This is a genomic window from Streptomyces sp. NPDC006879, assembly GCF_042869595.1.
GTDB lineage: Bacteria > Actinomycetota > Actinomycetes > Streptomycetales > Streptomycetaceae > Streptomyces.
In genome coordinates this window covers 1-24,366 of record NZ_JBIAGC010000059.1, presented here as the reverse complement: position 1 = coordinate 24,366, position 24,366 = coordinate 1, and the positions used below count along the sequence as shown (strand labels likewise).

22 protein-coding genes and 3 pseudogenes are annotated in these 24,366 nt (G+C 69.3%); 8 read left to right on the top strand and 17 right to left on the bottom strand.

From position 1 onward, the window contains the following. Positions 1–609: 609 nt before the first annotated feature. On the top strand, positions 610–1,503 hold the full coding sequence (locus tag ACFYMC_RS27590; RefSeq protein ID WP_388530150.1) for an aldo/keto reductase: 894 nt from the start codon (positions 610–612) through the stop codon (positions 1,501–1,503). Positions 1,504–1,925: 422 nt separating this feature from the next. Here the strand turns inward: ACFYMC_RS27590 and ACFYMC_RS27585 are convergent, their stop codons facing one another. From ACFYMC_RS27585 to ACFYMC_RS27555, 7 genes and pseudogenes are all read right to left on the bottom strand, one after another. Next, positions 1,926–2,360, bottom strand: a complete 435-nt coding sequence (locus ACFYMC_RS27585; RefSeq protein ID WP_388530148.1) for an anti-sigma factor antagonist — start codon at positions 2,358–2,360, stop codon at positions 1,926–1,928. 16 nt (positions 2,361–2,376) lie between these two features. Beyond that, positions 2,377–2,808, bottom strand: coding sequence for an ATP-binding protein (locus ACFYMC_RS27580; protein WP_388530145.1), 432 nt, complete (start codon positions 2,806–2,808; stop codon positions 2,377–2,379). Positions 2,809–2,998: 190 nt separating this feature from the next. Beyond that, positions 2,999–4,655 (bottom strand): annotated as a pseudogene (locus ACFYMC_RS27575) (SulP family inorganic anion transporter). A 68-nt stretch (positions 4,656–4,723) separates the two neighbouring features. Beyond that, positions 4,724–5,062, bottom strand: coding sequence for an ArsR/SmtB family transcription factor (locus ACFYMC_RS27570; RefSeq protein ID WP_388530175.1), 339 nt, complete (start codon positions 5,060–5,062; stop codon positions 4,724–4,726). Positions 5,063–5,314: 252 nt separating this feature from the next. After that, complete coding sequence (locus tag ACFYMC_RS27565; RefSeq protein WP_388530142.1) at positions 5,315–5,920, bottom strand: GPP34 family phosphoprotein; 606 nt, start codon at positions 5,918–5,920, stop codon at positions 5,315–5,317. Positions 5,921–6,113: 193 nt separating this feature from the next. After that, positions 6,114–6,698: an RNA 2',3'-cyclic phosphodiesterase gene (gene thpR, locus ACFYMC_RS27560; RefSeq protein ID WP_388530139.1), complete on the bottom strand. Its 585-nt coding sequence runs from the start codon at positions 6,696–6,698 to the stop codon at positions 6,114–6,116. Between the two features lie 146 nt (positions 6,699–6,844). Further along, positions 6,845–7,222, bottom strand: coding sequence for a winged helix-turn-helix transcriptional regulator (locus ACFYMC_RS27555; protein WP_388530136.1), 378 nt, complete (start codon positions 7,220–7,222; stop codon positions 6,845–6,847). Positions 7,223–7,345: 123 nt separating this feature from the next. On the opposite strand from ACFYMC_RS27555, the gene ACFYMC_RS27550 reads away from it, so the two are divergent. Beyond that, a complete protein-coding gene (locus tag ACFYMC_RS27550; RefSeq protein WP_388530133.1) occupies positions 7,346–7,753 on the top strand; it encodes a RidA family protein in 408 nt (135 codons plus the stop codon). Positions 7,754–8,174: 421 nt separating this feature from the next. On the opposite strand, the gene ACFYMC_RS27545 is transcribed toward ACFYMC_RS27550, so the two are convergent. After that, a complete protein-coding gene (locus ACFYMC_RS27545; RefSeq protein WP_388530130.1) occupies positions 8,175–8,762 on the bottom strand; it encodes a PadR family transcriptional regulator in 588 nt (195 codons plus the stop codon). Between the two features lie 105 nt (positions 8,763–8,867). Between ACFYMC_RS27545 and ACFYMC_RS27540 the strand changes: the two genes are divergently transcribed. Next, positions 8,868–9,299 carry a nuclear transport factor 2 family protein gene (locus ACFYMC_RS27540; RefSeq protein WP_388530127.1) on the top strand — a complete coding sequence of 144 codons (432 nt, stop codon included), beginning with the start codon at positions 8,868–8,870 and terminating at the stop codon, positions 9,297–9,299. 128 nt (positions 9,300–9,427) lie between these two features. Here the strand turns inward: ACFYMC_RS27540 and ACFYMC_RS27535 are convergent, their stop codons facing one another. Both ACFYMC_RS27535 and ACFYMC_RS27530 read right to left on the bottom strand, forming a co-directional pair. Then, the gene (locus ACFYMC_RS27535) at positions 9,428–9,646 is read right to left on the bottom strand and encodes a hypothetical protein (RefSeq protein WP_388530172.1); all 219 of its coding nucleotides are present in this window, start codon (positions 9,644–9,646) and stop codon (positions 9,428–9,430) included. A 74-nt stretch (positions 9,647–9,720) separates the two neighbouring features. Beyond that, positions 9,721–10,452, bottom strand: a complete 732-nt coding sequence (locus ACFYMC_RS27530; RefSeq protein WP_388530124.1) for an HNH endonuclease family protein — start codon at positions 10,450–10,452, stop codon at positions 9,721–9,723. A gap of 546 nt (positions 10,453–10,998) precedes the next feature. Between ACFYMC_RS27530 and ACFYMC_RS27525 the strand changes: the two genes are divergently transcribed. After that, positions 10,999–12,090, top strand: coding sequence for a hypothetical protein (locus ACFYMC_RS27525; protein WP_388530121.1), 1,092 nt, complete (start codon positions 10,999–11,001; stop codon positions 12,088–12,090). Positions 12,091–12,215: 125 nt separating this feature from the next. On the opposite strand, the pseudogene ACFYMC_RS27520 reads toward ACFYMC_RS27525, so the two are convergent. Then, positions 12,216–12,967, bottom strand: a pseudogene (locus ACFYMC_RS27520) (helix-turn-helix domain-containing protein); the annotation flags it as partial. Between ACFYMC_RS27520 and ACFYMC_RS27515 the strand changes: the two are divergent. Beyond that, a pseudogene (locus ACFYMC_RS27515) lies at positions 12,963–13,259 on the top strand (saccharopine dehydrogenase); the annotation flags it as partial. The pseudogenes ACFYMC_RS27520 and ACFYMC_RS27515 overlap by 5 nt on opposite strands. A gap of 99 nt (positions 13,260–13,358) precedes the next feature. Here ACFYMC_RS27515 and ACFYMC_RS27510 read toward each other — a convergent pair. Continuing rightward, positions 13,359–14,273 carry a CAP domain-containing protein gene (locus ACFYMC_RS27510; RefSeq protein WP_388530119.1) on the bottom strand — a complete coding sequence of 305 codons (915 nt, stop codon included), beginning with the start codon at positions 14,271–14,273 and terminating at the stop codon, positions 13,359–13,361. A gap of 591 nt (positions 14,274–14,864) precedes the next feature. Between ACFYMC_RS27510 and ACFYMC_RS27505 the strand changes: the two genes are divergently transcribed. Further along, complete coding sequence (locus ACFYMC_RS27505; protein ID WP_388530116.1) at positions 14,865–16,412, top strand: sigma-70 family RNA polymerase sigma factor; 1,548 nt, start codon at positions 14,865–14,867, stop codon at positions 16,410–16,412. 129 nt (positions 16,413–16,541) lie between these two features. Here ACFYMC_RS27505 and ACFYMC_RS27500 read toward each other — a convergent pair whose 3' ends face one another. After that, the gene (locus tag ACFYMC_RS27500) at positions 16,542–17,318 is read right to left on the bottom strand and encodes a GDSL-type esterase/lipase family protein (RefSeq protein ID WP_388530113.1); all 777 of its coding nucleotides are present in this window, start codon (positions 17,316–17,318) and stop codon (positions 16,542–16,544) included. A 351-nt stretch (positions 17,319–17,669) separates the two neighbouring features. Between ACFYMC_RS27500 and ACFYMC_RS27495 the strand changes: the two genes are divergently transcribed. Continuing rightward, positions 17,670–18,428 (top strand): hypothetical protein, encoded by a 759-nt coding sequence (locus ACFYMC_RS27495; RefSeq protein ID WP_388530111.1) that lies wholly within the window; start codon positions 17,670–17,672, stop codon positions 18,426–18,428. Between the two features lie 111 nt (positions 18,429–18,539). On the opposite strand, the gene ACFYMC_RS27490 is transcribed toward ACFYMC_RS27495, so the two are convergent. The 3 genes from ACFYMC_RS27490 to ACFYMC_RS27480 form a co-directional block, all read right to left on the bottom strand. Beyond that, complete coding sequence (locus ACFYMC_RS27490; RefSeq protein WP_388530108.1) at positions 18,540–18,857, bottom strand: hypothetical protein; 318 nt, start codon at positions 18,855–18,857, stop codon at positions 18,540–18,542. A gap of 923 nt (positions 18,858–19,780) precedes the next feature. Then, complete coding sequence (locus tag ACFYMC_RS27485) at positions 19,781–21,292, bottom strand: patatin-like phospholipase family protein (RefSeq protein WP_388530105.1); 1,512 nt, start codon at positions 21,290–21,292, stop codon at positions 19,781–19,783. 120 nt (positions 21,293–21,412) lie between these two features. After that, complete coding sequence (locus tag ACFYMC_RS27480; protein WP_388530102.1) at positions 21,413–22,486, bottom strand: 1-acyl-sn-glycerol-3-phosphate acyltransferase; 1,074 nt, start codon at positions 22,484–22,486, stop codon at positions 21,413–21,415. A 703-nt stretch (positions 22,487–23,189) separates the two neighbouring features. Between ACFYMC_RS27480 and ACFYMC_RS27475 the strand changes: the two genes are divergently transcribed. Beyond that, entirely contained in the window at positions 23,190–23,396 is a 207-nt protein-coding gene (locus ACFYMC_RS27475; protein ID WP_388530099.1) for a cold-shock protein, read from the top strand. 181 nt (positions 23,397–23,577) lie between these two features. Here the strand turns inward: ACFYMC_RS27475 and ACFYMC_RS27470 are convergent, their stop codons facing one another. Continuing rightward, positions 23,578–23,910, bottom strand: coding sequence for a trypco2 family protein (locus ACFYMC_RS27470; RefSeq protein WP_388530096.1), 333 nt, complete (start codon positions 23,908–23,910; stop codon positions 23,578–23,580). Positions 23,911–24,366: the final 456 nt, after the last annotated feature.

The following is a 24,366-nucleotide window of genomic DNA, read 5'->3' as shown; positions in this document are numbered from 1 at the left end:
TCGCCTAATGAACCCGGACAAGGCAACGCTGCACCCACTGCCCGTCAAGGGCGCTCGCGCGCTGGTCCTGCACTGGACGAACAGGCCGGAGAGCCGGAGCAGTCGGACGGCTCACCGAGACCTCTTCGGGACTGGTCGCGCCGCCGTCGGAGTTCACCACACCCCCGTACAAGTCGGGTGATCAGCCGAGCTGGTGGTGGCGCGCCCGGAGCCATCCGCACAGAGGGCGGGTCGCGCCGACGTGCGCCTCGTGTGACCGGGCGCGCGCCGACTGGTACGCGAGGGAGCCACCCGCCGCACCGGGCCGCTGCCGGACTCCGCGCGGCGGGTCCGGCGAGTGTCGGACCGGCCGCCCGGCGGTCGCAGGCTTGGCATCCGCCACGTGAACTACACCAGGAGCTTCCATGAAATCGCCATACGCGATCAGACGACCTCATAGGGTGATGTCGATTCGCCGCTTGCGATCACGATGGAAGGCAGGCAATGGCCGGAGGAGTGCGGGTGGGCAACGACGGAACCCGAACGGTGATCTCGAAGTCCAGGTTCTTTCGACCAACCGGCCGTCCAGTGGGAGCCGTGGGCTTCGGCTGCGCCGGACTGAGCCCCTGGATGTACAGCCGCCCGAATCTCGACGACCGAGACTGGATAGCGCTGCTGAACGCGGCGGTCGACCTGGGTGTCACCGTCCTGGACACCGCCGGCGTGTACGGAGAGGGCCACAACGAGACGCTGATCGGGCAGGCCGTCGCGCACCGGCGTCACGAGGTCCTGATAGCCACCAAGGTCGGACTGGTCGTCGACGACCTGGCCACCCTGGCGTTACGTCGCGACGGCCGACCGGAGCACCTGCGCCAGACGGTGCAGGCGAGCCTGCGACGCCTGCGTGCCGAACACCTTGACCTCTGTTACCTGCATCGCATCGACCCGGCTGTGCCCCTGGAGGAAAGCTGGGGTGCCTTGGCCGAGATGGTGGCGGAGGGAAAGATCGGCCATGTGGGCCTGTCGGAGGTCCGGGTCGACGAGGCCCGGCGGGCGCACCGCATCCACCCCGTCGCCGCAGTGCAGTGCGAGTTCTCGCTCTGGTCCCGAGGGCCTCTCGGCGGCGAAAGGCCCGGCGACGGCATCATCGGCTGGTGCGCCGACAACGATGCGCTGTTCGTTCCTTTCTCACCCCTGGGCCGCGGTTTCCTCACGGGGGCGATCACTCACGAGACACATTTTCCGCCCAGTGATCTACGCTCCCGCCACCCCCGCTTCACACCTGCGGCGCGCCTGGGCAACCAGCACGTTACCGCCCTCCTGAGGAGGGTGGCCGAGCGGCACGGGGCCACCCCCGCCCAGGTCGCGCTCGCCTGGATCCTGGGCCAGGGGGAGCACATCGTTCCCATTCCCGGCACAACCCGCTTGACGTGCCTGCAGGAGAACGTCCGGGCCGCTGATCTGGAACTGACGGAGCGGGACCTCGCCGACCTTGACGCTGCGACCACGGCAGCCGACGGATAGCGTTACGGGTGCCTCGCGCAACAGCACTCCACCAGCTCCTCCCCGCTCGGTTCTGTAGGAGGACGGTGTAACTCCCGATCAAGGAAGTAGCACTTGACGGCAGACGTGAACGTCTCGGCTGAGCGTGGCCTCAATCGCGATAGCCCGGTCCGGTGATCTTGCGGCACGCCGTGTATGAGGTGCGTTGCTGACGGTCCATCACCTTTCGGCATGGCCCGATCTCACTGACTGGGACATCCATGATCTGCTGCCAAGGGCTGTCCCCCCGTATCCGGTGGATCGGCGTGCTGCGTCAGATGCGGTGCATCGTAAGGCGGAGGGTCGCCTTACCCAGATGTGCTCGGGCCCGGCAGCGCAGCAAGGCGCCGCAGCTGTCGTCGCGCGCCCACCGGGTACCGCGGGACAGGCCGCAGTCCGTCGATTCATAGGGGTGCTTCCCCGGCCGAACTGACGGAACTGTTACCCGAGTCCTGCGTAGAACCCGGGCAGCGGCTGCTGACGGGGGTACTGGTGCCGCTGTCACCGAGGTGCGCGGCCAGTGCCGTAGGCAGATCTGGGTGGACCGGGATGTAGGGCGCGCGGGCCGTCGGGACGAGGGATCCGTCGGCGGGGATGGCTGCCAGTTCCAGGCTGCGGCCGGCCCCGCAGAGGCGTACTGCGGCATCGGAGACGGTGAGTTGCCCACCGGGCGACCAACCCAGCAGACCCGTCAGGTCCAAGATGACGGGGCCTGATCCGCGGGCCAGGGTCCAGCCGACCGCACCGGTGAAGCGTGCGGTGGCCTCGCCGCCGAGATAGCCGGTCAGGGCGAGCACCCCCAGGTGGCCGTGGTCGGTGTAGTGCCACTCGATCGTCAACGTCGTCCTCCTCACATCACAGGGGCAGGGTGATCCAGACGGCCTTGCCGTGTCCGTCCACGTCGGCGCGCACGGTCACGGTGCCGCCGAGTTCCATGACCGTGCCGGCCACCAGCGCCAGCCCGCTGCCTGGAGCGGTGGCCAAAGCCGCGTATGGGGCAGGCTGGTAGGGATGGCGGTCGTGGACGGCGAAAGCGAGCGTGCCCGGGCCGTGCGCGAAGGTGACCGTGATCAACGACGCGGCCTGGGCTGCGTGCCGGACTGCGTTGGTGGCCAGCTCCGCCAAGATCAGCAGCGCTGGCCCGACTGCCGGGTGACAAAGGCCGATGCCGCATTCGACGAGCACGAGTTCGGCCGCCTGGCGCACCACGCGCACCGCCGAACCCAGGGCAGGAACGCTGAGGACATGCCGGTACGGCAGGACCTCGACCCGAACCTCATCCCTCATCGCGCACCCCCGCTACGGGGCCCGGTCAAGCGCCGGCCTGCGCTCGACGGCGGAGTGGGACACCGCACCGTGCGGTGGAAGCCGGGCGCCTCGCGCTGGACGTGGCGCAGACGGCCCGTCCTGCTGGTTTCGACGAGCCGGAGCACTTCGGTGCCCGTCCTCTCCGGAGCCGCCCGTTCGGTGCCGGCGGTCATCGGGGAATCTTCCTGGAGCGGTGCGCGGGGTGCGGCTGACGGGCCGCGAGGAGTCCGGCCTGTTCGAGCAGGACACGGGCCGCGGTGATCGCCTCGGGAGTGGTGGCGTACTCCTGGCCGTCGTGACGCAACAGGTCCAGAACCTCCACGGAGGCGAGGACTCGACGCTGGCTGGGTCTGATCCCGGAGGCGAGCACGATGATTCCCCGCCGGCGCAGTTTGTCGACCGCGTCCTTGAGTACCAGGGCACCACTCACGTCCATGGTGCTGATCCTGGACATGCGCAAGATCACCACGCGGACGTCGGCGACCTCGGACAGCTGCAACAGGAAGCGGTGGGCGCCGGCGAAGAAGACGGGGCCGTCGATGCGGTAGGCGACGATGTGCTCGGCGAGAAGGTCATGTTCCTCCTCGCTGTGCTCACCCGGCAGGTCCGCTCGGAAGTCGATCTGGTCCCCGCGCCTGCCCCGCGACCGCACGCAGCGCGAGCGCCCCGGCCACCACCAGCCCTATGATCACCGCGTACACGAGGTCCAGGACCAAGGTGGCTGTGGCGGTCAGCAGCAGGACGAGGGCATCGGAGCGGGTCGCGCTGGCCATCGCCCGCAGGGACCCGATCTCCACCATCCTGATCGCGGTCGCCAGGAGTACGCCGGCCAACGCCGCGAGGGGGATCTTCGACACCAAGGGGGCGGCGGCGAAAACGATCACGCCGAGGATCACGGCGTGGGTCAGGGCCGCGAGCCGGGAGGAGGCGCCGGCACGGACGTTGACCGCGGTCCGGGCGATCGCCGCGGTCGCCGGGACGCCACCGAACAGTGGGGCGGCGAGGTTCGCCACACCCTGTCCGAACAGTTCACGGTCCGGGTCGTGTTTCTGGCCGACCGTCATCCCGTCGGCGACGGTCGCCGACAGCAGGGATTCCAGCGCGGCCAGCGCGGCCACGGCCGCTGCCGGGGCCAGGAGCGAACCGAGCGCGCCGATGTCGACGAAGGCCAGGGACGGCGCGGGCAGTCCCGACGGCAGTGCACCGATCGGTGCCGCCCCGGGGAGGTGGAGGAACTGCACCAGCAAGGTGGCGGCGATCACTGCGACGATGGAGAACGGGACCGTCGGCCGCCATCGCGCTCCGGCCAGGATGACGACGGCCACCCCGGACGCCAGGGCGATCGACGTCCAGTTCGGCTGCTCTGTGAAGGCAACCACCGACCGCCAGGCGAGGGCAAGGACCTTCTCGCCCTCCGGCTTGTCCACTCCCAACGCGTTCGGGACCTGCTGCAAGCCGATCACGCATGCGATCCCGAGCGTGAACCCCTCCACCACGGGCGCGGGCACGTACGCCATGTACCGGCCGGCTTTCAGCAGGGCCAGCGCGATCAGCAGTGCCCCGGCCATCAGCCCGACCATGAGCACCCCGCCGGGCCCGTACTGGGCGACGATGGGGACCAGCACGACGGTCATTGCCCCGGTCGGCCCGGACACCTGGAGGTTCGACCCGCCCAACAGCGCCGCCAGCGCCCCGGCCACCACCGCGGTCGCCATCCCGGCCTGCGCCCCCAGGCCGGACGACACCCCGAATCCGAGCGCGAGGGGCAGGGCGACGATCGCCACCGTCAGGCCGGCCAGCAGGTCCCGACGCGGGTCACGGGCCATGACCGCGTAGTCGGCGCGGGTCGGAAGCACGCTGCGTAGGCGTCGTACACACCTATGGAGGGTCGAGTTCACGACACCGCCTTGCTTTCCCTCAGTGCGTCGAGGATTCCGGTCCGATCAGCGAGGACCTCGGTCAGCAGGCGCCGGGCCGCCGCGAGCAGTTGCGATACGTCTCCCCCGGCCAGCGCGTACACCACCGTCCCCCCGTCCCGGGTGGAGGTGACGATCCCCGACCGCCGCAGCACGGCCAGTTGCTGGGACAACGCCGAGGGCTCCACCTCGATCGCCGCCAGCAAGTCCCGCACGGGCAAGGGGCCGTCCTGCAGTAGCTCCAGTGCCCGGATGCGGACGGGGTGCCCGAGCATCCGGAAGAACTCGGCCTTCGCCTGATACAGCGGAACGGACACTGCCTCCTCCACCCTTCTGATCGTCCGGGAATCCCGGCACGCGCCAGCTGTACCGCGCCCACCAGGAATCACAGCTACATAAGAATGTAGGCAATTGCAGAACTTTGCAATTCGCGCCCACGGCTTGGCCACGGCAGCCAAGCCGACCCCTCGGCTCCCTCAGCGCGCGACGGTCAGCCAAGCGAGTCCTCAGTGCCCGACAGTGCGCGCGTGGTCGCCCACGCCGTCCGCCACCGCGAGGCCAGACCCCCGCTACAGGCCTCGCCAGAGGTTCGCGAACGCCGCGTTCTCGATGGACCGCCGCTGACGCACGGCTTCGAGCTCCATCACGGCGTCGTTGACTACGGCCACCACGGTCGTGACGGCTTCGTCGGGGAGGTGGGCCTCCTGCGTGGAACGCCCGCTCTCGACGCCCACGACCGCGGCCAGGGCAGCCAGGACAGGCTCGTTGCGCTGCCACCGGTCCAAAGCCCGAGCGCGAGCGGGAGAGTCGACCAGCCCCACGCGGTCGGAGCCGAAGGGCGTCCGGCCGCGCCGCTCTGGAGCCAGCTGCCCGCCTTGCTCCAGAGCGGTCTGGTACGCCGCCGCGAGGCCACGTCCCCGGCGCCACAACCAGTCTTCGACCGGCTCGTGGGGCACCTGGCGGGAAAGCGCCGCGAAGGCCTGGGCCAGAAGGTCATCATCCGGCTCCGACGGCCGGCCGGGCACGATGCGGTCGCCGTCCAAGGTGACGGCTCCGGCCGAGATGAGGTCGACCAGCTCGGCTCCCGCGAGTGCGAGCGACAGGTCGCCCTGCCCGACGGAGTGCTTCCCGTGCGGGTCCATGGCGATGATGAACAGGTCCTTCGCCGTGGTCATGAACGGCTCCCCTCGGAGGTCTTTGCGTGATCACTGCCTCATCCGGCCGGCCGCGCGGTCCCAGTATCGCCTCTCCCATCCGGTCCTTGACGTACTCGGAGGCGAGTGGCTCCGCTGCGGGGCCGATCCAGCGGACGCGGCGAGGACGCGCTCCTGCCGGGCCGGTCGCCACTCGGGCCGGGCCGAGGTGCCGTCACGGATGCCCGCTGAAGCCCCATGCCTCGATATCGCGGTAGCGGATCGGCCCCGGCCCGCGGCCGATGTTGCTGCCCACCAGGTGCAGGCGTTCGGACGCCCAGCTGCGGCCGGTGAAGCCGTCGAGATCGGCAGCCAGACGCACGACGCTGAAGGGGTCGTCGCGACGGGCCCGGGCGAGCGTCAGGTGGGGGCGCAGCGGCCTGTCCTCGAAGGCGATGCCGCATTCCCTGGCCACACTTCGGACGTCGGCGGCAAGTCGGTGCAGGCCTTCGAGGTCCCCGTCGACCCCGCTCCACAGCACGCGCCCGTCGAAGTGACCTCCGCCGCGCAGGGTCAGTTCCACGGGCCGGCGGTTCGCCGCGAGCCGGGCGAGCGGCGGCAACAGGTGCGGGACGACCGTCACGGGGAGTTCACCGAGGAACACCAAGGTGATGTGCCAGTCCTCGATGCGGTTCCACCGCAGGCACGGGTACGTGTCGTAGGCGGATCGCAGCGCGGTAGCCAGCTCCTTCTTCGCGTCATCGGGCGGAGCAAGCGCAATGAACACGCGGGCCGTCGGCGTCTGCGTGTCTCCGTTCACCTGACTTCTCACAGGGTGCCCCGGTCTTGAAGTCGCGGAGGAACGGGTCCTTGGCCAGGAGGAGTGGAGCGCCGGAGTTCTCTTCGCATCTGTTCTGACCGCCGCTCTCTTCCTTTGTCAGTGGGGGCTGCACCGTGCAGCGCTCCTCAGGCATCGAATCGGCGGCGGGAGGCGTCGATATGGCCGAGATGCCGTTGGGTCCACTCGCACATCGCATCGACCGTCGCCCGCAGGGCTCGGCCCGGCTCGGTGAGGGTGTACTCGACCCGAGGCGGCACGGTGGGGTACACGCGCCGTTCGACCAGACCGTTGCGCTCCAACGTGCGCAGGTTCTGGGTGAGCATCTTGTGACTGATGCCCTCGACCTCGTCGCGCAGCGCACTGAAACGCAGCGTCCGTTCGCCGAGCCCCTCAATGATCAGGAGCGCCCATTTGTTGGCGACGTCCGAGAAGATCTCCCGCGCCAAGGAGTCCGCGCGCCGAAGGTCCGTTTCCTCGGGAGAGCCGCCGTACTGCTTGGTCACCGTGAGGTTCCTCCGTTACCAAAAAGTGCCTTCTTCCCTCGCAGCGCTCACTCTCCTACGGTTCCTCAGTAACCACAAGAGAGCGCAGGGTCTGTGGGACCTGCCGAGTAGAAGGTGGGCAACATGGCCATCACCCTGGTGAATCCCGGTGGACTGCCCGAGATCGATGCCTATCGGCAGGTGTCGGTGGCGACCGGGTCGAAGTTGGTCTTCGTCGCCGGCCAGGTCGCCTGGGACGCCGACGGGGTCACGGTCGGCGAGGGCGACCTCGCCGAGCAGATCGAGCAGTGCTACCTCAACGTGTCCACGGCCCTGGCAGGAGTCGGCGCCTCCTTCGACGACGTGGCGAAGCTCACCGTCCATGTCGTGGACTGGACCCCCGAGAAGATGCCCCTCCTCATGGAGGGGATCGGGTGGGCCTTCACCAAACTGGGCACCACCCCCCTGCCGCCGGCCACGCTGTTGGGAGTGGCGGCCCTGGACGTGCCCGAACACCTGGTGGAGGTCGAAGCCACCGCGGTCATCGACTAGGGCGCGTATCAGGGCCTGGTCAGTGTGTGGAATTCGCCCGGCCCGTGAGCCGTGGTCAGGCAGGGCGGGTGCCGTGTGGCGCAAGCACGACTGTCCAATGCGCAGTGGGGGGATTCATCCGGCGGAATTCCCGATCGGTAGGTCGGCCCGCGTCCGTAGCATCTGCGGCAGCAGTTCGAGGGTGCCATCTGGCGATTCCGGACCGGCGGGCGGCGGGCGGCGGGCGGCGGGCGGCGGGCGGCGGGCGGCGGGCGGCGGGCGGCGGGCGGCGGGCGGCGGGCGGCGGCGCAAGGTGCCAGCGGAGTTCGGTCGCGGTCGACCGCGTCCAACCGCCCTCCGCAGACTGCCAGAACCGCGCCGGGGACGTGGGTGCCGCGAGGGAACCCCCGGTTACCTTCGCGTTCCGGGCCGAGCGCAGCCCTCACTGGGTGGCCGTGGGTCTTGCAGACGACTCCGCCCGGCTTCTCGCCTCAAGTACGGCGATCGTGGACTCACACCAGTCCCTGTTGCCGCGCTCGAAGGTAAGGCCGCGCATGCACGTCAGGTAGGGGCCGACACGGTCGGCCTCACGGAGGAACTCCTCTTCGGTTCGGTCGCCCCGCATCGCTCGGAGGAGTTTGTCGAACAGATCCACCTTGCCCTGAGCGAAGGCCGCTCGTTCGGCGAGTTGAGGGATCAGAGCGTCCAGGTCCAGGTGGTCCGCGGCCTGGACCTTGACCAGCAGATCGTCGCGGACGACGGCCGGCTTCGTGCTCGACTGCGCGAAGCCGGCCAACTCGGCCAGGCCGGTGTCGGTCACATGGAAGAGGCGTTTGGTGGGACGACCGTCCTGGACGACCTCCCGGCCCGCGATCATCCCTTCCCGCTCCAGCCGAGTCAGTTCGGCGTAGAGCTGCTGGGGTTGGGCGTGCCAGAAGTTCGCCACCCCGAGGTCGAAGGTCTTGGCCAACTGGTACCCGCTGAACTCCCCGTCGAGCAGCGCTGCCAGCACCGCATGCCGTAGGGCCATCGGACTTCCTCCTCGATCGCTTTGGGCGTTCCCCTCCCGCCGAGCACATTCCCATGATAGTCATGAATATGACTAGTCGGATTGATGACTAAACAGAGGAGGGGCATGTCCACCACGGATCGCTTCCGAGCCGCCGTTGAACAGCGCGACCCAGCCGCGCTGGAGGAACTCTTCGCCGACGACGTCCGCTTCTACAGCCCCGTGAAGTTCACGCCCTTCGTCGGCAGAGCGATGGTGTTGGGGCTCTTCGGTGTCCTACTGCGCACCTTCACGGACTTCCGCTACCTGGGTCAGTACTCCGGCGCCGCCGAGACCACCGCCGACGGCTCTCAGGCGCCTTCGGAGGTCCTGCTCTTCCGCGCGACCGCCGCAGGCAAGGAGATCCACGGGATCGACCTGCTCCACTTCGACGACCAAGGCCTCATCAAGGAGTTCACCGTGATGGTCCGTCCCCAGTCCGCCGTCCAGGCACTGGGGCAGGCGGTCTTCGCAGGACTGGTGGCCGACGGGCTGGCCACCGCCCCGCCCACGAAGTAGCGGACGCGCCTGCGGTCCCCCTCTCCCCACTCCCCCGCAGCTTCGAGCGGCCACCGGGGAGCCACCGTCCGGCTCGTGCTCTCCGCCAGGGTGCACGAGCCGGACGAGGCCCTGCGAACACGTGGGGTTCAGTCGTGGACGGTTGCTCCGTGCCCCCCCGCGACCCGCTCCAGCACTGTGGCGTGGAGCTCGACGAGGCCGCCCGGCGGTAGCGGGACGGGGCTGCCGGTCAGGGTGTACCACTCCTCGGCGCCGGTGTACTGGATCGCCACGGCAGCCCGATCGTTGGGCAAACAGCTGGTGGCGATGGTGAGGTCGCCGGTGATGACGCCGACTTCGTCGGTCATGGCCCCGCCCCGGCCGGCGGTCACCTCACCCTGGAGTCGGGCGGGCGACGATTCGTGACCGTCGTGGTGGTCGCTCACGTGCAGGTGTCCAGCATCTCGGTCAGCATGTCCTTCTCCGCTTTCGTCACCGACAGGTCGTAAGTCGATTTCACCGACGTCCAAGCTCGCCCGTAGGTGCACCAGTACGCCTTGGAGGGCGGCTGCCACTCGTCCGGGCCCTGGTCACCCTTGGACCGGTTGGTGGTGGCCGACACCGCCAACAGTTGGGGGTGGTCGAGATCGTTGGCGAAGGCCTTCCTCTTCTCCGTGCTCCATCGGCTGGCGCCCGAACGCCATCCGTTCGCCAGCGGCACCATGTGGTCGATGTCGAGCTGGGAGGCATCGGTGACAGTGATGTCGTCGTATACGGACACCCAGGTACCCGACACGGCACGGCACTCACCGTCCCGTTGCACATCGGTGCCGGCCCGTTCCAGCACCGTCTCCCGGGTGTTGCAGTTCTCGCCCTGCTCGGACCAGTGGGGGAACTTCGAGCGGCTGTAGCCGGCCATCGACCCCTGAGGAGCCACCCGTAGCGCCGCCAACTGCGAACGTGCCTCCGACTCACCCGGCACCCCCGGCAGAGCACCGCTCTGCGCCGCAGGCTGGTCGTCATCAGGTGCCGCCTGCGAGGGCACCCCGCCCGCCGAAGCAGAAGGCTTGGCGTCCGGATCGGGCACGCCGCCCTCCTCGACCGTGCAGCCACAGACCGCTATCAGGCCCGCGATCACCAAACTCGTCCCTCGCCACCAGCGCTGACGCTCCATGACCCGCCCAATCCCTGAACACCGACGTCGTACGGACGCAGCCTAACCGCGATACGCCCACCGGTCCGACGTCCTCAGCACCGCCGCGCCCACCCGCCCACGGCGTGGGGCCCAACGCCCCACCCGAAGGGCCCATGCCGACCGGCAGCGCCGGCCCGCTCCCCACAGGCCCGAGATGACCGCGGAGCGGCGGCTCCTCCCCGACGCCGTACCCACTTGCGACTTGCGACTTGCGACTTGCGACTTGCGACTGCCCACGGTCGCGGCCCACCACCACGCGGCAGGTGCCTGCCCCCTTTCCGGGCCGACCGCTCCCCATGGGAGCGTCGCTCACCCCTCAGCTCAACGCCGGCGGCCGAGCCGAGGGGTCCGGAACACACCGTCTTCACAGACCAGTTCAGTGAGAACAGCGCGCAGCCGGACAAGCCGGCTCCGCCTGTCCCCACCGACCGCGAAGGCGGACCGATTCATTTGACAGCTTCTTTCAGGCTGCGGATCATCAAGAAAAACGGGGTGGTAGGACTAACCGGGGGGACGGTTCGAACGATGCCGGACGCGCAGGACGTCACCGAAGGCGAGGAGGAGCACCTCTTCGTCGACCCGATCCTTCCCAGCGAGACACGAGATGCCCTGGAGGCATCCGCTGGCCATTTGTTGACTGCCGAACAGAAACGTGAGCTCCCCCGGGAACCCGCTGAGCGAAAGCGCAGTCCCGTGGTGCGCGCCGTCGGCTGGCTGCTGACGACGGCGGCTCTGATCGCCATGCTCGTGAGTGCGCAGTCCAAGATCGGGATCGCGATCACGGTGGTGGTCTTCGGACTGTGCTGCATCGGCGCCCTCGACAAGGAAGCGGAGACGGCCAGCTGCCTCGCGGTCGTCTACGGGTTGGGCATCCTCGTCATGCTGTTCTTCCTACCGGTCGGGTGGATGGTCCTGGCGGCGGCCGGATATCTGGGCTGGCTGGGACTGCTGGTCAGCCTGCGTCCCGGCGGCTCCGGGAACGGCCTGGAGCGCGAGTACCGCCGCCACTACGTGCGCCTGACCGACCTCGACGGTGAGGGCCGAAGGATCGCACTGCAGACCGTACAGTCCTCGCTGGCCGTGGAGCAGCTCGCCGGGAGCGTGCCCGCAGATGTCGACGTAGCGCCCGCGGTTCAGTTGGTCGCGGAGCAGCAGTGGCACATCGTTCAGACGCTCGCACTGCGTGAGCAGCTTCGCAGCGAGCTGGCGGACCGGATCGGCTCCACCGGATCCCCACAGGTGCTGGCCGCCGCAGGTCCGCAGATCGAGGTGCTGGAGACCGTGCTCCACGTCATGGACAGCCAGGCCAGGGCTCTTGAGGAGTACGTGGGCCGCGTGCGGCGAGCCGTCGAGTTGGCCGACGAACGACGTCAGATCGTGGAGATCACCGACCGCAACGACGCCTATGCCGACCTGATCGCTCTGGCAACCGGCGGACAGCCGGTCGAGATGGCCATCGACTCCCATGACGTGAGGGAGGCGGAACGGGAGCGCGATCTGTTGACGCGGGAAATGGTTGACGCCGGGCGGTGGTTGTCAGCAGCCGCAGCCGAGGCACGCGCCGAGGTCGAAGCGAAGCTGACCACTTTGGCCAACCCGCTGGATCAATCCCACTGAGGATCTTTGCCTCCGCACGCCCGCTGCCAGAGGGCAGCCGGCGTCGGGGGAGCGTCGTTGCAGGTCCTGGAAGATCCGTGCGATACGGCTCCGCGCGCGGGCGTGAAGGGTGCGCTGACTGTGCAGAAGGTGCGCCGGTAGGCGTCGGGAGGCATGCCGACCCTGCGGTGGAAGTGCCGGCGCAGGGTGGTGGCGGTGCCCATGCCGGTGGCCGCCGCGACGGCGTCGATGGTGTCGTCGGTGGTCTCCAACAACTCCTGTGCGCGGCGGATGCGCTGGGTGACCGGCCACTGCAAGGGCGTGGTACCGGTCACTGCCCGGAAGTGACGGCCGAGACTGCGTGAGCTCATCCGCGGCTGGCGGGCCCGGTCCTCCACGGTGAGCGGATGGTCGATCCGTTGGATCACCCAGGGGATTGGATCACCCAGGGGAGGAGTTCGGCGAGGGGATGGTGGTGCGGTTCGGGCAGGGGCGCGGTGACGAACTGGGCTTGGCCGCCGTCCCGCTGCGGCGACACGACCAGGCGTCGGGCAGGGTGTGGCGGTGGCTGAACCATGATCGAGGCGGACGAGATGGAGGCACAGGTCCATCGCGGCGGCCTTGCCGGCGGAGGTGAGCACGCTGCCGTCTTCGACGTAGAGGACGTCGGCGTCCACCGTCACCAGGGGGTGGCGCCGGGCCAGCTCAGCGGCGTGCACCCCGTGCGTGGTGGCGCGTCTGCCGTGCAACAGACCGGTGGCAGCCAGCACGAAGGCTCCCGGCGCAGCGAAGCCACGCGCGCGCCCGCCTCATGGGCGGCGCGTACCGCCTCGACCAGCTCACCGGGCGGCTCCTGGTCGACGTCTGCCCAACCGGGCACGATCACGGTGGTGGCCCGGGACCTGGCGGCGCCGGACACGCCGGCGCCTGACCCGGTCGACGAGCACGGACGGTCCGACCAGACCTTCCTCGTCGACGTCGACGTGCGCGCGGGCGGCGATCAGCGACGGGCTGTCGCCCGGGGCCTGGACATCTACGCCGTCACCGCGCCGCTCGTGGTCGAAGCGGTCGAGCGGGTACTCACTGGTCGGACGCGTACAGTCGGGGTCGCCTCCGCGGGGGCGGTCTTCGACTCGGTGGACTTCCTGCACGCGCCGGCCCAGCACGTCGACGTGGAGTTGCAGCCCTAGGGCCCTCCCATCGGCGGTAGCCCGCCGCCGAGGTACCGCCGGCGGGCGGCCGGGCGGGCGGGGCGCCCTTCCGGCCCCACCCATGCCGGCACGAGGGCCTCAGGGGGCGTCGGAGAAGTTGTGCACCCCCCACCAGCCGGAGTCGTCGTGGTGGATGCCAACACCGACCTCGGTGAAGGAGGTGCTGGTCTGGGACTTGTAGTGACCTGGGCTGTGCCGCCACATCGACTGGAACTTCTCCGCCGCTTCCTGGGCGGTCATCGAGGCGTCGCTCCACCAGACGATGTTCTCGCCTATCCAGGTGCGACCGCCGGTCACCAGGTACTTGGTGTCCGAGTTACTGGAGTGGCCGAATCCCGAGGTGCGCATGTGCCGAGCCCATCGGCGGGCGAATTCGCTCAGGTCCGTGCGCAAGGCCAGCGGTGGCAGGCCGACGGTTGCCCGCTCGCCGTTGAGCAGCCGCAGCGACATGGCTTCCGCCTCACTCGTGCTCTGCGTCGACGACCGGGGGCCGGACAGCTTGGGATCCGGGCCGACCGGCCCGACCGGCGCAGGCGCAGGCGCGGTCCGGGCCGGGGAGGGGGCCTTGGGGCGGGCAGAGCGGGTTGCCGTGGGGCGGCTGCGGATCGAAGTGGCGGCTGCGGCCCTGGTGGGGGATGCCGTCGAAGACGGGGAGGCTGATCGAGAGGGAGAGGTCGGCGTCGGCGAGGGGGACAAGTTCGCGGACGGGCTGGCGGGCCGGGGCGAGGAGGTCTCGTCACCGGGGGCGGCGTTCTCCTCCGCCTCGGTGGCCGTGTCGGTGGCGACGCGGGCGGCGGTGTCCGTCACTTCCTCGTCCGGGCCGGTGAGCAGCGCGACGCCGACGACCAGTGCCGCTGCGACTGCCGCGGCGCCCAGTATCCCCCCTGTCCTCGCCCCTGCCGACCGGCGGTGTCGGCGCCCGACACGGCGATGGCGGCGGCCGGACTCGCCGCGTGCGGCCTCGTCCGTCGTGGTGGATCGTTCCTCGCGCATGTGCATCCCTTGCTCGGCGGTGGTGCGAACTCGCCGGGCACGGTGCCCGGCGCCTAGGAGAGCGATGGGATGCGCCCGGACAACAGTTTTCGCCGAAAGTACGAGAGTCAATCTCGATGCGGCAGCCGGACGGTGGGGGCCGAGCGTGGCCGAGGCGCGAGGTGCGTGCGTCCGGCAGCCGGGTGGCCAAGGCCACCGGGGGCATGAAGAAGCGGGGCGAGGATGGTCGGGGGCCGGATGGCAGAGCCTTTGCGACGTGCCCCGGCTGTCCGGCCGGCGCCCGCGACAGCATTTCCCGCGCGAGGCCCGCAGTACCCTGGAGTTCCGCTCCGGCACGAGGGTGCGTAGAGTCCAGCCCGGGCTGTCCCACCATTCCCGACGGGTGCACGGCAACGACTGCGGAAGCTCGCCGCACCACCGGATCACCCGAACACGCCCCGTAGCGGAATCGCTCCTCCGCTTTGCGATGCACCGCATCTGACGTCGTGCACGGCTCCGGCGGGGATCGCGGACAGTCCCTGTTCTTTGTGATGTGGCTTGGCGCAGGTTGCCACCACGACAGGACATATCGAACGACGGGCAGGACAGGACATGCACACGGACAGCGAGCACTCCCGGCAACTGGTGAGCGCGGCACGCGCGGGTGACCACCGGGCACGCGAACTGCTCGTCGCCGACTACCTCCCCCTCCTCTACAACATCGTGGGACGCGCCCTCGACGGCCACGCCGACGTGGACGACGTGGTGCAGGACACCATGCTGCGGGCGCTCGACGGACTGGCCGGGCTACGCGAACCCTCACGGTTCCGGTCCTGGCTCGTCGCGATCGCGATGAACCAGATTCGGCGGCGCTGGACGGACCAGCGCAGAACTGCCTCCAACCCGCTCGAACGACTTGCGCAGCACCCCGACCCGGCCGGTGACTTCGTGGACCTGACCATCCTGCGGTTGGGGCTGTCCGGCCAGCGTCGTGAAGTCGCCGAGGCCACCCGGTGGCTCGACCGGGACGACCGGGCCCTGCTGTCGCTGTGGTGGCAGGAGGCCTCCGGACAGCTGACCCGGGAAGAACTGGCCGAAGCGCTGGGGGTCCCCGGCCGTCACGCGGCAGTTCGAATACAGAGGATGAAGGCCCAGTTGGAGACCGGCCGCGTGGTGGTCCGTGCGCTGGCCGCCCGACCCGCCTGCCCTGAACTGGCAGCAATCACCACGCACTGGGACAGCCACCCGTCGCCGATCTGGCGCAAACGCATAGCCCGCCACGCCCGCGGATGCGGCAGGTGTGACGGGCACTGGTCCGGGCTCATCCCCGCGGAGGGCTTGCTGGCCGGGCTGGCGCTGGTCGTCCCGCTGTCCGGGTACGCCCCGATCCCGGGCGTGGTGGGCACGCAGGCCGTCTCCACGGTATCGGCAACCCTCCAGGCGCCCCTGATGCCTGCGGTCCCCACCCCGGGAAGGGGCACGGCGGCGGGTCGAGGTGGCGCCCACGCCGCACCAGCAGGTGCCCGGTGGAAGGCGCCCGCAGCCGTGAGCGGCGCGGTCGCCGGCGTGGTGGTGCTGACGGTGCTGTGGTGGCCCGGTTCCTCCGCACCTCAGCCCGCGCCGGGCCGCAAGGACGCCCCGCTCGCGGCGCCCTCGGCACCGCGGGCCCCCTCGGCGTCGCCCTCACCCTCGGCGTCCCCGACACCGCCGCCCTCACCTGCGGTGTCGCCCCGCGGCGCGGACCCGACGCCCCCTCCCCGCTCCGAGCGGCCGACGCCGAGCACCGCACGCCAGGTGGCCGACCTCGTCAACGCCCGGCGGGCCACGGCGGGATGCACCGCGATACGTCTGGACGACCGGCTGACGGCCGCGGCCCGGGCACACGCCCGCGACATGGTGACCCGGGGATACTTCGACCACGAGAGCCCTGAGGGGCAGCACGCCAACGCCCGCATCGCAGCGGCGGGTTACAACGCGGGCCCCTGGGCGGAGAACCTGCATCGGGGCCCCCGGGACGCAGCCACCGTCGTCGAGGACTGGATGGACGGCGCGATCCACCAGGAGAACATGCTCGACTGCCGCTACCAGAACATGGGGGTCGCCGCCGTTCCGGGGCCACAGGGCACCGTGTGGGTGCAGACCTTCGCCGCCCCCGCATGAACCCCGGCGGGCAGCGGATGCTGCCATACGGCCCAGGGCCGGCCACCCTCGCCGGCGCCGCGCAGTTCACGTCTGCCTCTTGCCTGGTCCCGGTCCACAGCGGACGGCGTTTCGCCATGGGGCAGCTGGTCAGTCGATCTGCTGCTTTGCGGACTCGGGCACGGCCGGGATGTCCGGGTACGGGCGCGGGTACGGTGCGCCGATCGCGAAGCGGCGGGCGAAGGTGTCCGCGAACGCCGCCGCGATGCGGATCTCGCCGTTCGGGTTGGGGTGGGTGCCGTCCCAGGTGTGTTCCTGCGCCCTGAACTCGCGTGCTGTGTCGGCTACGCAGACCGGTGACTCCTGTGTGGAGAGGTCGTCGGCGACGGATGCCAGGCGCTCGTTGCACCCGTCCACCCGGGCTGAGAACTCGGGATCCGACAGGGCCTTGGCCGTCGCCAGGATCTTTCCGAAGGCCATGGCCAGGTCGGGGCGGGCGCGGCGGGCGTTGAGGATGAACTCGCGCAGGTCCCCCTCGTACTGGGGCGGCTCAACGCCGTACCAGAACAGGTCATTGATCCCGAGCAGCACGACCAGGTAGTCCGGCTGGTAGGCGCGGACGTGGTCCTCGATGACGTCCTTCTTGGTGAGGAGCGGCTGGCCCCATTGGGCGTCGTGGTCCTTGTCGAACCTCGGGTCCGGGTAGGTCGCGTCGTCGTCGCCGACCTGCACGGTGCGAATGTTGTCGAGGGTGTTCTTCGGGCCGGCGAGGTCGACTTGGACTCCGTGCGCGCGTAGGTGCTGCCAGAACCGATAGCGCCAGGTGTAGTCGCCGCTGCTGCCGTGGGTGATGGAATCACCGACGATCATGATCGAGTGTTCGTACCTGCCTGGTTGGTCGAACGGGTCGCGTTGCTGGGTCGACATGCCCCTACTCCTCTCGCAGTGCGGTCCGCCGAAGTCACCTAAGCACCCGGAATGGCAGGTTCGAGTAACGGGAGGACCAGGACCCCGGGCGGTCTCCGCAGCGGGTTCCCGAGAACCTTCCCGATCACTCTACGGACGCACCGTCCGGCTCGCATGTCAGCCCGCATGGCGTTCGTTGGCCGACGAACGCCATGCGGGCACCCTCAAGAGTTCCCACGAACGCGCTCCTCAGGATGCGCTTTACGGCATTTGGAGGGCCAATTGAGTGTGGTGCCGATCGGGTCCGGAGAGAACTGACGCGCCATGCGTGCCCGTTCCCTCCCGCGGTGCTGTCTGAAAGGTGACATAGGGGTGCAGGGGTTCTTCGCGTCACTGATTCTCATATTCGTTCTGTCCGCCGGTGCTGCCCTGCTTTTCCGTTGGCACCAGCGGAGGGCTCCGGAGTCCTCCGGCGATACACAGGCCACGCTCGACTACACCACGATGTGGGTCGGCGTGGTCTACGCCATCATGCTCGGGCTGTCGGTGGTGGCCGTCTGGGAGACCCGCCAGGGCGCAGAGGACGCCGTACGCGCCGAGGCCGTCGCCGTCGCGAAAGTACGCGACACAGCGCGGGAGCTACCTGAACCCCACCGGACAGCCGTAATCGAAGCGGTGGACGCATACGACAGGAGCGTCGTCGACGACGAATGGCCGGCGATGCGCGGGGACGGAGAGATGAGCGAGACCACGGCCCGGCGCTTCGCAGAACTCCAGGAAGTCGTGAGCGGATTCGATCCTCAGGACCAGCGGGAGATCTCGGCGTACAGAGTGGGGCTCGACGGGCTGAGCACGATCGCCACGCAGCGTGCTGAACGTGCCGAGTACGTGCAGGACGGCGCCGATCTGTCCGCGTACATCTGGTTCGGCTTGATCGCCGGAGCGATCATCACCGTGGGATTCGTGTTCACGTATCCCACGGACCACGGCTGGACGCAGGTGGCCGGGGTCGTGGGCATGTGCATCATGATGAGCTTCCTGCTGTATTTCATCTGGGGAATGAGTGCGCCCTTCAGCCGGATCATGCCGCTGGCGCCCGAAGGCTTCACCGCGCTGGGTGCACGGAAATGACCGGTTCGCGCAGTGGCGATCGACGACGCTCTCAGTGCTGACCCGCAGCCCCGGCGGGCCCACGACGACAGTTGGCGGCACGCTGATCCACCACGGACTACCAGCGGGCCCTCAGCGGGCCCTCGCCCTGTTGCGGCTGCGCTGCGCCGCGAATGCCAGCACCAGCAGAACAGCAGGCAGCATGACGAGCAACAGTTTTGAGAGCAACCCCGCGCCCTGGTCACCACCCGCGTCATGAGAGGTGGTTGCGTCGTCAAGGCTGAGCAGCGGACCACGCTCTGGAACGTCGCGTGCCGTTGGGGCTGCACTCGGCTCGGCCAGCGCCTTGGCCTCCCGGTCGACAGGCGCCTCGCCTTCTCTCACCGCTTCTACACCACGCGTTGCCTTCTCGTCATCGAGTTCAGCCGAGGCACCCTGGCTGCCGGCCACGACGCCGACCCCAGTAGGCAGCTCGGAGTCGATGGGCAGTGCTGGTGCCGGGCCGGGCGGTGGTACCAGGGCCGACGGCTGTGGCTGGGCGGCTGTCGGGCTCGGGGTGAGGTTCGACGGGCTCGGCACCGAAGGCACCGGCGTGGGAGCCGAAGCAGACGGCACCGGCGCGGGGCCAGTCAAGCTCGGCACCGGGACCGGAACAGGATCGGGATCGGGATCGGGAACCGGCACCGAAGGCACCGGCGCAGGAACCGAAGCAGACGGCACCGGCGCGGGGCCAGTCAAGCTCGGCACCGGGACCGGAACAGGATCGGGATCGGGATCGGGATCGGGATCGGGAACCGGCACCGAAGGCACCGGCGCAGGAACCGAAGCAGACGGCACCGGAAGGGGCGGGTGATCGCCCCCAGGGCAGGATCCGTGCCCGCTGCCGGGCCAGGGAACCTCCCCTCTCGACTCCGGCCCTGCAACGGCCAGGTCTGCGGTGCCGAAGACGGCTACGACTGCCACGACGTAGGCGACCAACGCTTGGCGGGTACGCCCCCTGCCGGACCTCCGCGAACCTGACGGACGACTCCAACGCGGACAGGATGGCCGCAATCGAGTTCCGTAGGCGTTCCGTGGGGCGCCCCGATGGCGACCGTGACTCTTGCGCCGAGCAGCTCTCGTAACCATCGTGGGCATGGCTGCATGGTTGTCGCCACAGGCGCCACGGGCCCCCACAGCACGCCGGGAGCGTCGAGGAAGACCCCGAAACTCCCCCGTATGCCACTGGTGAACCCGCGGCGATCGACGGGGGTCCCAAGTCCTTGCCGAAGAATGCTCTGCCCTCCACGGCGAGAGCGAGGTCTCACAAGGCCGATGTCGCGGCAGAGCGCCCCCACTTCCGTGCGGGCCGTCCCGTTCGGGAGGGCGACAGATCAATCGAGCAGCGGGCCGAAGAGCAGGTTGCCGACGCAGCCGCGCTCCTCACTAGTGAAGTAGTCGCGGAAGGCCTCGTTGAGCTCGTCGAGGCTGATGCCGCCGTCACCGTTGGTGTCCATCCGCCGGGCCACGGCCAGCGCGTCCGCCGGAGGAACACCGAAGGCTCGCAGGAGACGCTGGGCTTCCGTCACGTCGAGCATGTTGTCGCTGTTGGAGTCCGCGGTCTTCAACAGAGCGACCACCATCGGCAGGACGTGTGCGCCGTAGGCGGGGATGCTGCCTGCCAGTTCGGCCATCCCCCCTTCGAAGGCATCCCGATCCAGCTGCGACGTCGGCTTCGCGCCGACGGCTGCGCACAGCTGCCGCCAGCAGGAATCGAAGGCATCGGTGAGTTGAGCGGCTTTGCGGGAGCCGGGGGCGTGGCCGAAGGCTGTGAGGATGCCGTCGCAGCGACGCAGCCAGTCGGCTTCGACGATCAGGCCGTTGCCCTCGTGGTCGAAGACCCGGAACAACGCGCGGTGCTTGGCAGCCACGTACGGTGTGGTGGCCCCACCGTGCACCGTGCCCTGCGGCGGCGTCCTGCCCGCCTGGCCCACAGTGGTCAGGTAGGAACGGGCGACAGGGTTGGCGGAAGAGGCGAGAGGGGGCGAATGGCCCTGGGCGACCGCGTCGAGGTACTGGCAGGTGGCGTGGTAGCCCTCGACGATGCGCCGCCGCATGACAGCGATCTCCTCGGACGGCCGCGCTCTTACCGGATTCTCGGCTGCTGCCCCTTCCGCTTCCCCGCTGGGCAGGATGTGCACGCGGACGCCGGGCAACCGGACGTTGAGGATCTGTGCGAGCCGGTGGCGGCGAGCGACCTCGAAGACCGTCGAACCGATCTGCCAAGGCCATCTGGCGGGCGACAACGGCTGTTCTCGCTGGCGCATGCGCAGGACGTAGACCGTGGTGGCACCGTAGGTGACGGCCCGACTGACGGGTACGGTCTCCACGACGCCCCCGTCGATGTAATGCTCGATGCCGACGCGTACCGGAGGCCACAGCCCCGGCACGGCGCAAGAAGCCAACACGGCCGGCACAAGGGGACCGGAGTCGAAGTAGCGGGCGGCGGCACGTTCCACGGACGCAGCCACGCACTGGTAAGGCAGCGGCAGGTCCTCGATGCGGGTAGCAGCGCCGAGGTAGGACTCGGCCACCTCTTGCAGAGCGTCCTGCGAGGCGAGGGCGGGACGGCGACGCACCGCGTTCACGAACAGGCCGCGGGCCGTCACTGACATGACGCGCCTGCCGAGCAACTCCTCCCACAGCTCAGTGAGCGTGTCACAGACGGTCGGCGTGGCGTTCGCAGCCAGCAACGCGCCCTGCAAGGAGCCGACGGACGCGCCGAAGACGAGGTCGGGGGTGATGTCCCGCTCGAGCAGGGCGCGCAGCATCCCCACCTGGTAGCCGCCCAGCTTGCCGCCACCGCCAAGAACGAACGCGGTACGCGGTGCGAGATTCTCCGGCATGGGCGGAGGGAAGCCGGCTGTGGACATGTTCTCCTCCTGCTGACGTTCTGTGACCGTGGTCGACGCTCCGGCAACGGTGGTGTCGGATGGGCCGTGCGGGTGAGGGCGAACTGCGGGCCCTCAGGGGGTTCGGGTCCTCAACACCCAGGCGTCGATGTCCCGCCAGCGTTCATAGAGCCACGCCTCCAGATGTTGCGGATCATGCGGCAGCGCATGCGCTTCGAAGCTCCACCACACCAGCCGGAGGTCCGCCGCCTGACCGGGTGGGTAGTCCCGGCCCAGGCGCCAGGGCAGTACGTCCTCCAGCCCGGTGTGTCCCACCACCAACACCTGTGCGTTGGGGGTGGCGGTCAGCAGGGCGGCCGTGCCCTGCGTCAGCGGAGGCAACACATGGGGCATCGACTCCGCGGCGACAACGAGGTCCCGGCGGCCCCGGCGGCGCAGATGGGCCGTGCGGGCTCGCCTGCGCCGCAGGCTGAAGTTGGTTCCCTCGGGCAGAACGACCGCGGCGTCACCGCCGGCCAGGCGCGGGCCCATGGCCGCCAACTCCCTCATGGCCCGGGCGCGGCCCGCGCGGTTCCAGCGCAGCGGAATCACGGCGCTCGACCGCACCAACGCCGCTGCTCCCGGCAGGAACACCGCCGCGGCCTTGCACACACCGTGGGGACGTCTTCGGAGCACGTGCCTGGCCAGATACATGCCGAGCTGCATGTTCAACAGGCCTGCGTGCCGCAGCAGGACCACGACGGGCCGGGAGGGGTCCAGGCGTGGTGGGTCGGGGCAGCTCAGCCGCATTCCGATGGCGCGCAGCCCTGGACCGAAGAGCAGCCCGGTCGGACCGCCCCAACGAGCCGGGCGCACAGCACGGCCGGCCGGCAGCCGACGGCGCAGGCTCCCGGCAACAGCGGCGACTTCGCACGTGAGGAGGTAGACACCGAACAGCAGCACCAGGCGTGCCACGCCTCGCAGTTGCCGGGGCAGCCACGGCACAAGCACCCGTATGACGAGCAGGACGGGCAACAGGCACAAGGCCAACAACAGGCACCCGACCAGGACCACGGCGCCACAAAAGGCCCGCATGGTTCGCGCCAACCTGACCGGCACCTGCTCGGGAGCGGCTCGTATGGCGTTGGCGGGCGGCGGGATGCCTGGTTCGGGGAGCAGCGGCCCGATGCCCTGATCGACTGGACTCATGGAGCAACTAGGTTTCACGGGATGACCGCGCCCGCAAGCGGGGTTGTCCCAAGACTTAGCAGAGGAAGCGGTGGTTTCGCACCACTTCAGGGACCGGTGGTTACTTGCGGTCACGGCCCCGGTGGTGCGGTGCACCGACACCCAGCCCCAACAGGTGTCCGGTGTCCGAGCCTGAGACACCGAGCGCCTGTACGTCTCGTAGAACAGCTGGCGCCGCCGGGTGCCCCCGGAGTACCGGCCCGTGGCAGCAGAGCCGGAAGCAGCGAGGTGAGCGCACACGGCGTGTGCTGACCTCCGAGGGCACGGTGCTCTTGTCCGACGCAGTCCCCTCCGTTCAGGCACCAGGCTGTTTCCCAAGGTGCTGAGAGCACTTCCGGCCTGGTCGGGTTCGGGCGGAGGCTGACTACGCCAACCCGGCAACGGCCGATCAAGTGAACCTCGGTTTACGCGGGCCCGCGCCCAACCAGCAGCTGAGACTGCTCCCAGCCGCCTCCACGCTGCGGGGGCATGAGTGGTTCACGTGGACGACGCCAGACCCCTCAAGGGCTTCGGGCACTCGACCAGGTTGCTCAACGCCTGTCGGTCGCTCCCACTTGAGAACAGCGAACCCCACCCAACTACCGCGCAACACCGCACCAGCCCGGCGCCCCCGCCAACACGTGGAACGGCGGACTGGTACAGCGCATGAGGAGGAAGTCTCGGTATGTCGAGCAGGCAGAAGGGATTCGTGCAGTCCTACAACAGGGAAGGAGGGTACGGCTTCATCATTCCCTACGGGCAGGAGGACCCCGTCTACGTCGAACACACAGCGCTCGAAAACGGAGCACGAACGCTCTCCGAGGGGCAACAGGTCACCTTCGTCATGGACTTCGTCGCCGGCCGGTTCCAAGCGCTCCATGTTCGCCCCTGAATCACAGGCGTTCACCGCTGGATCACGGGGCAGCCCAGGGCGCGCAGCCGCAGCCGGTTCGAGCTGTCCGCACGGCCGCACTAGCTCCGGCGGGTATGTGGGGGAAGGGGGTGCGGGGCGCAGCAAGGCAGGACGGCAGCGCGCCAGGCCAGCCATCCAGCACTGACCTGCCGCGGGCGGTTCAGTCCTGGATGCGGCCTTCCACGTCGCCGGGTCCTGCCTGTCGATCCGGCGAGCCGCCGACCAACAGGTCACCGCCTCCGACCCGCCTGGGCGTCAACGTGAACGACAGACGGTGCGTGCGCCCGCGTGACACACCGGCCTCCGTCTCCGCACCCACCGCCCACAGCTTGAACCCGGCCTTCGCCTTCGCATCCGCCCGCAACTCGACCTCGAACTCCATCTCCACCGGACCCACCGCGAACACCAGATCCGGGTGGGTCCCACCCGCGCCCGCTGCCGCGATCAACTCGTCCCGCACCGCCGCCACCGCGTCCACCAGAGGAACGTCCATCGCACCCACCCCGTAGCCTGAGAGACCATCACATCAGTACAGGAACCCTAGAACCACAACACAATCCGGCGCAGCCGAACCGATCCGCGCCCAACACATGTCCTTTGCCGGGCCCAGGGGAAGTCCAAAATCGCGGTCTCCGTGCACCGGATGGCGCCCGACGACGGCCACCGGGAGTGCGGCGTCACCATAAGCAGGAGCGCCGACATGGCTTCCCCTCTGGGGGCATGGTCAGCAAAGACCATGCCCACCACAACCATGACTCCCGCTCCCTCAGCGACAGTTGGGCCAGCCCATACGCATCCCGGCTTGTCAGAGACCTGATCCAGATGAGGTACGGAGAGCTAAGCTCCTGCGCCAAGAAGGGGCCTTGACCCCGGATTTTGAACACGTCTATGCGGCTTGGGTCAGGGTAGTTGCAGCTGGCTGGAGGTCGTTCTCGTAGGCGATCGGGGA

Bases quoted from the DNA above. Each gene is read 5' to 3' on its own strand.
- ACFYMC_RS27590 (WP_388530150.1), top strand. From the start codon at position 610: ATGTACAGCCGCCCGAATCTCGACGACCGAGACTGGATAGCGCTGCTG.
- ACFYMC_RS27580 (WP_388530145.1), bottom strand. From the start codon at position 2,808: ATGAGGGATGAGGTTCGGGTCGAGGTCCTGCCGTACCGGCATGTCCTC.
- ACFYMC_RS27565 (WP_388530142.1), bottom strand. From the start codon at position 5,920: ATGACCACGGCGAAGGACCTGTTCATCATCGCCATGGACCCGCACGGG.
- ACFYMC_RS27550 (WP_388530133.1), top strand. From the start codon at position 7,346: ATGGCCATCACCCTGGTGAATCCCGGTGGACTGCCCGAGATCGATGCC.
- ACFYMC_RS27545 (WP_388530130.1), bottom strand. From the start codon at position 8,762: ATGGCCCTACGGCATGCGGTGCTGGCAGCGCTGCTCGACGGGGAGTTC.
- ACFYMC_RS27540 (WP_388530127.1), top strand. From the start codon at position 8,868: ATGTCCACCACGGATCGCTTCCGAGCCGCCGTTGAACAGCGCGACCCA.
- ACFYMC_RS27535 (WP_388530172.1), bottom strand. From the start codon at position 9,646: ATGACCGACGAAGTCGGCGTCATCACCGGCGACCTCACCATCGCCACC.
- ACFYMC_RS27530 (WP_388530124.1), bottom strand. From the start codon at position 10,452: ATGGAGCGTCAGCGCTGGTGGCGAGGGACGAGTTTGGTGATCGCGGGC.
- ACFYMC_RS27525 (WP_388530121.1), top strand. From the start codon at position 10,999: ATGCCGGACGCGCAGGACGTCACCGAAGGCGAGGAGGAGCACCTCTTC.
- ACFYMC_RS27510 (WP_388530119.1), bottom strand. From the start codon at position 14,273: ATGCGCGAGGAACGATCCACCACGACGGACGAGGCCGCACGCGGCGAG.
- ACFYMC_RS27505 (WP_388530116.1), top strand. From the start codon at position 14,865: ATGCACACGGACAGCGAGCACTCCCGGCAACTGGTGAGCGCGGCACGC.
- ACFYMC_RS27500 (WP_388530113.1), bottom strand. From the start codon at position 17,318: ATGTCGACCCAGCAACGCGACCCGTTCGACCAACCAGGCAGGTACGAA.
- ACFYMC_RS27485 (WP_388530105.1), bottom strand. From the start codon at position 21,292: ATGCCGGAGAATCTCGCACCGCGTACCGCGTTCGTTCTTGGCGGTGGC.
- ACFYMC_RS27480 (WP_388530102.1), bottom strand. From the start codon at position 22,486: ATGAGTCCAGTCGATCAGGGCATCGGGCCGCTGCTCCCCGAACCAGGC.
- ACFYMC_RS27475 (WP_388530099.1), top strand. From the start codon at position 23,190: ATGTCGAGCAGGCAGAAGGGATTCGTGCAGTCCTACAACAGGGAAGGA.
- ACFYMC_RS27470 (WP_388530096.1), bottom strand. From the start codon at position 23,910: ATGGACGTTCCTCTGGTGGACGCGGTGGCGGCGGTGCGGGACGAGTTG.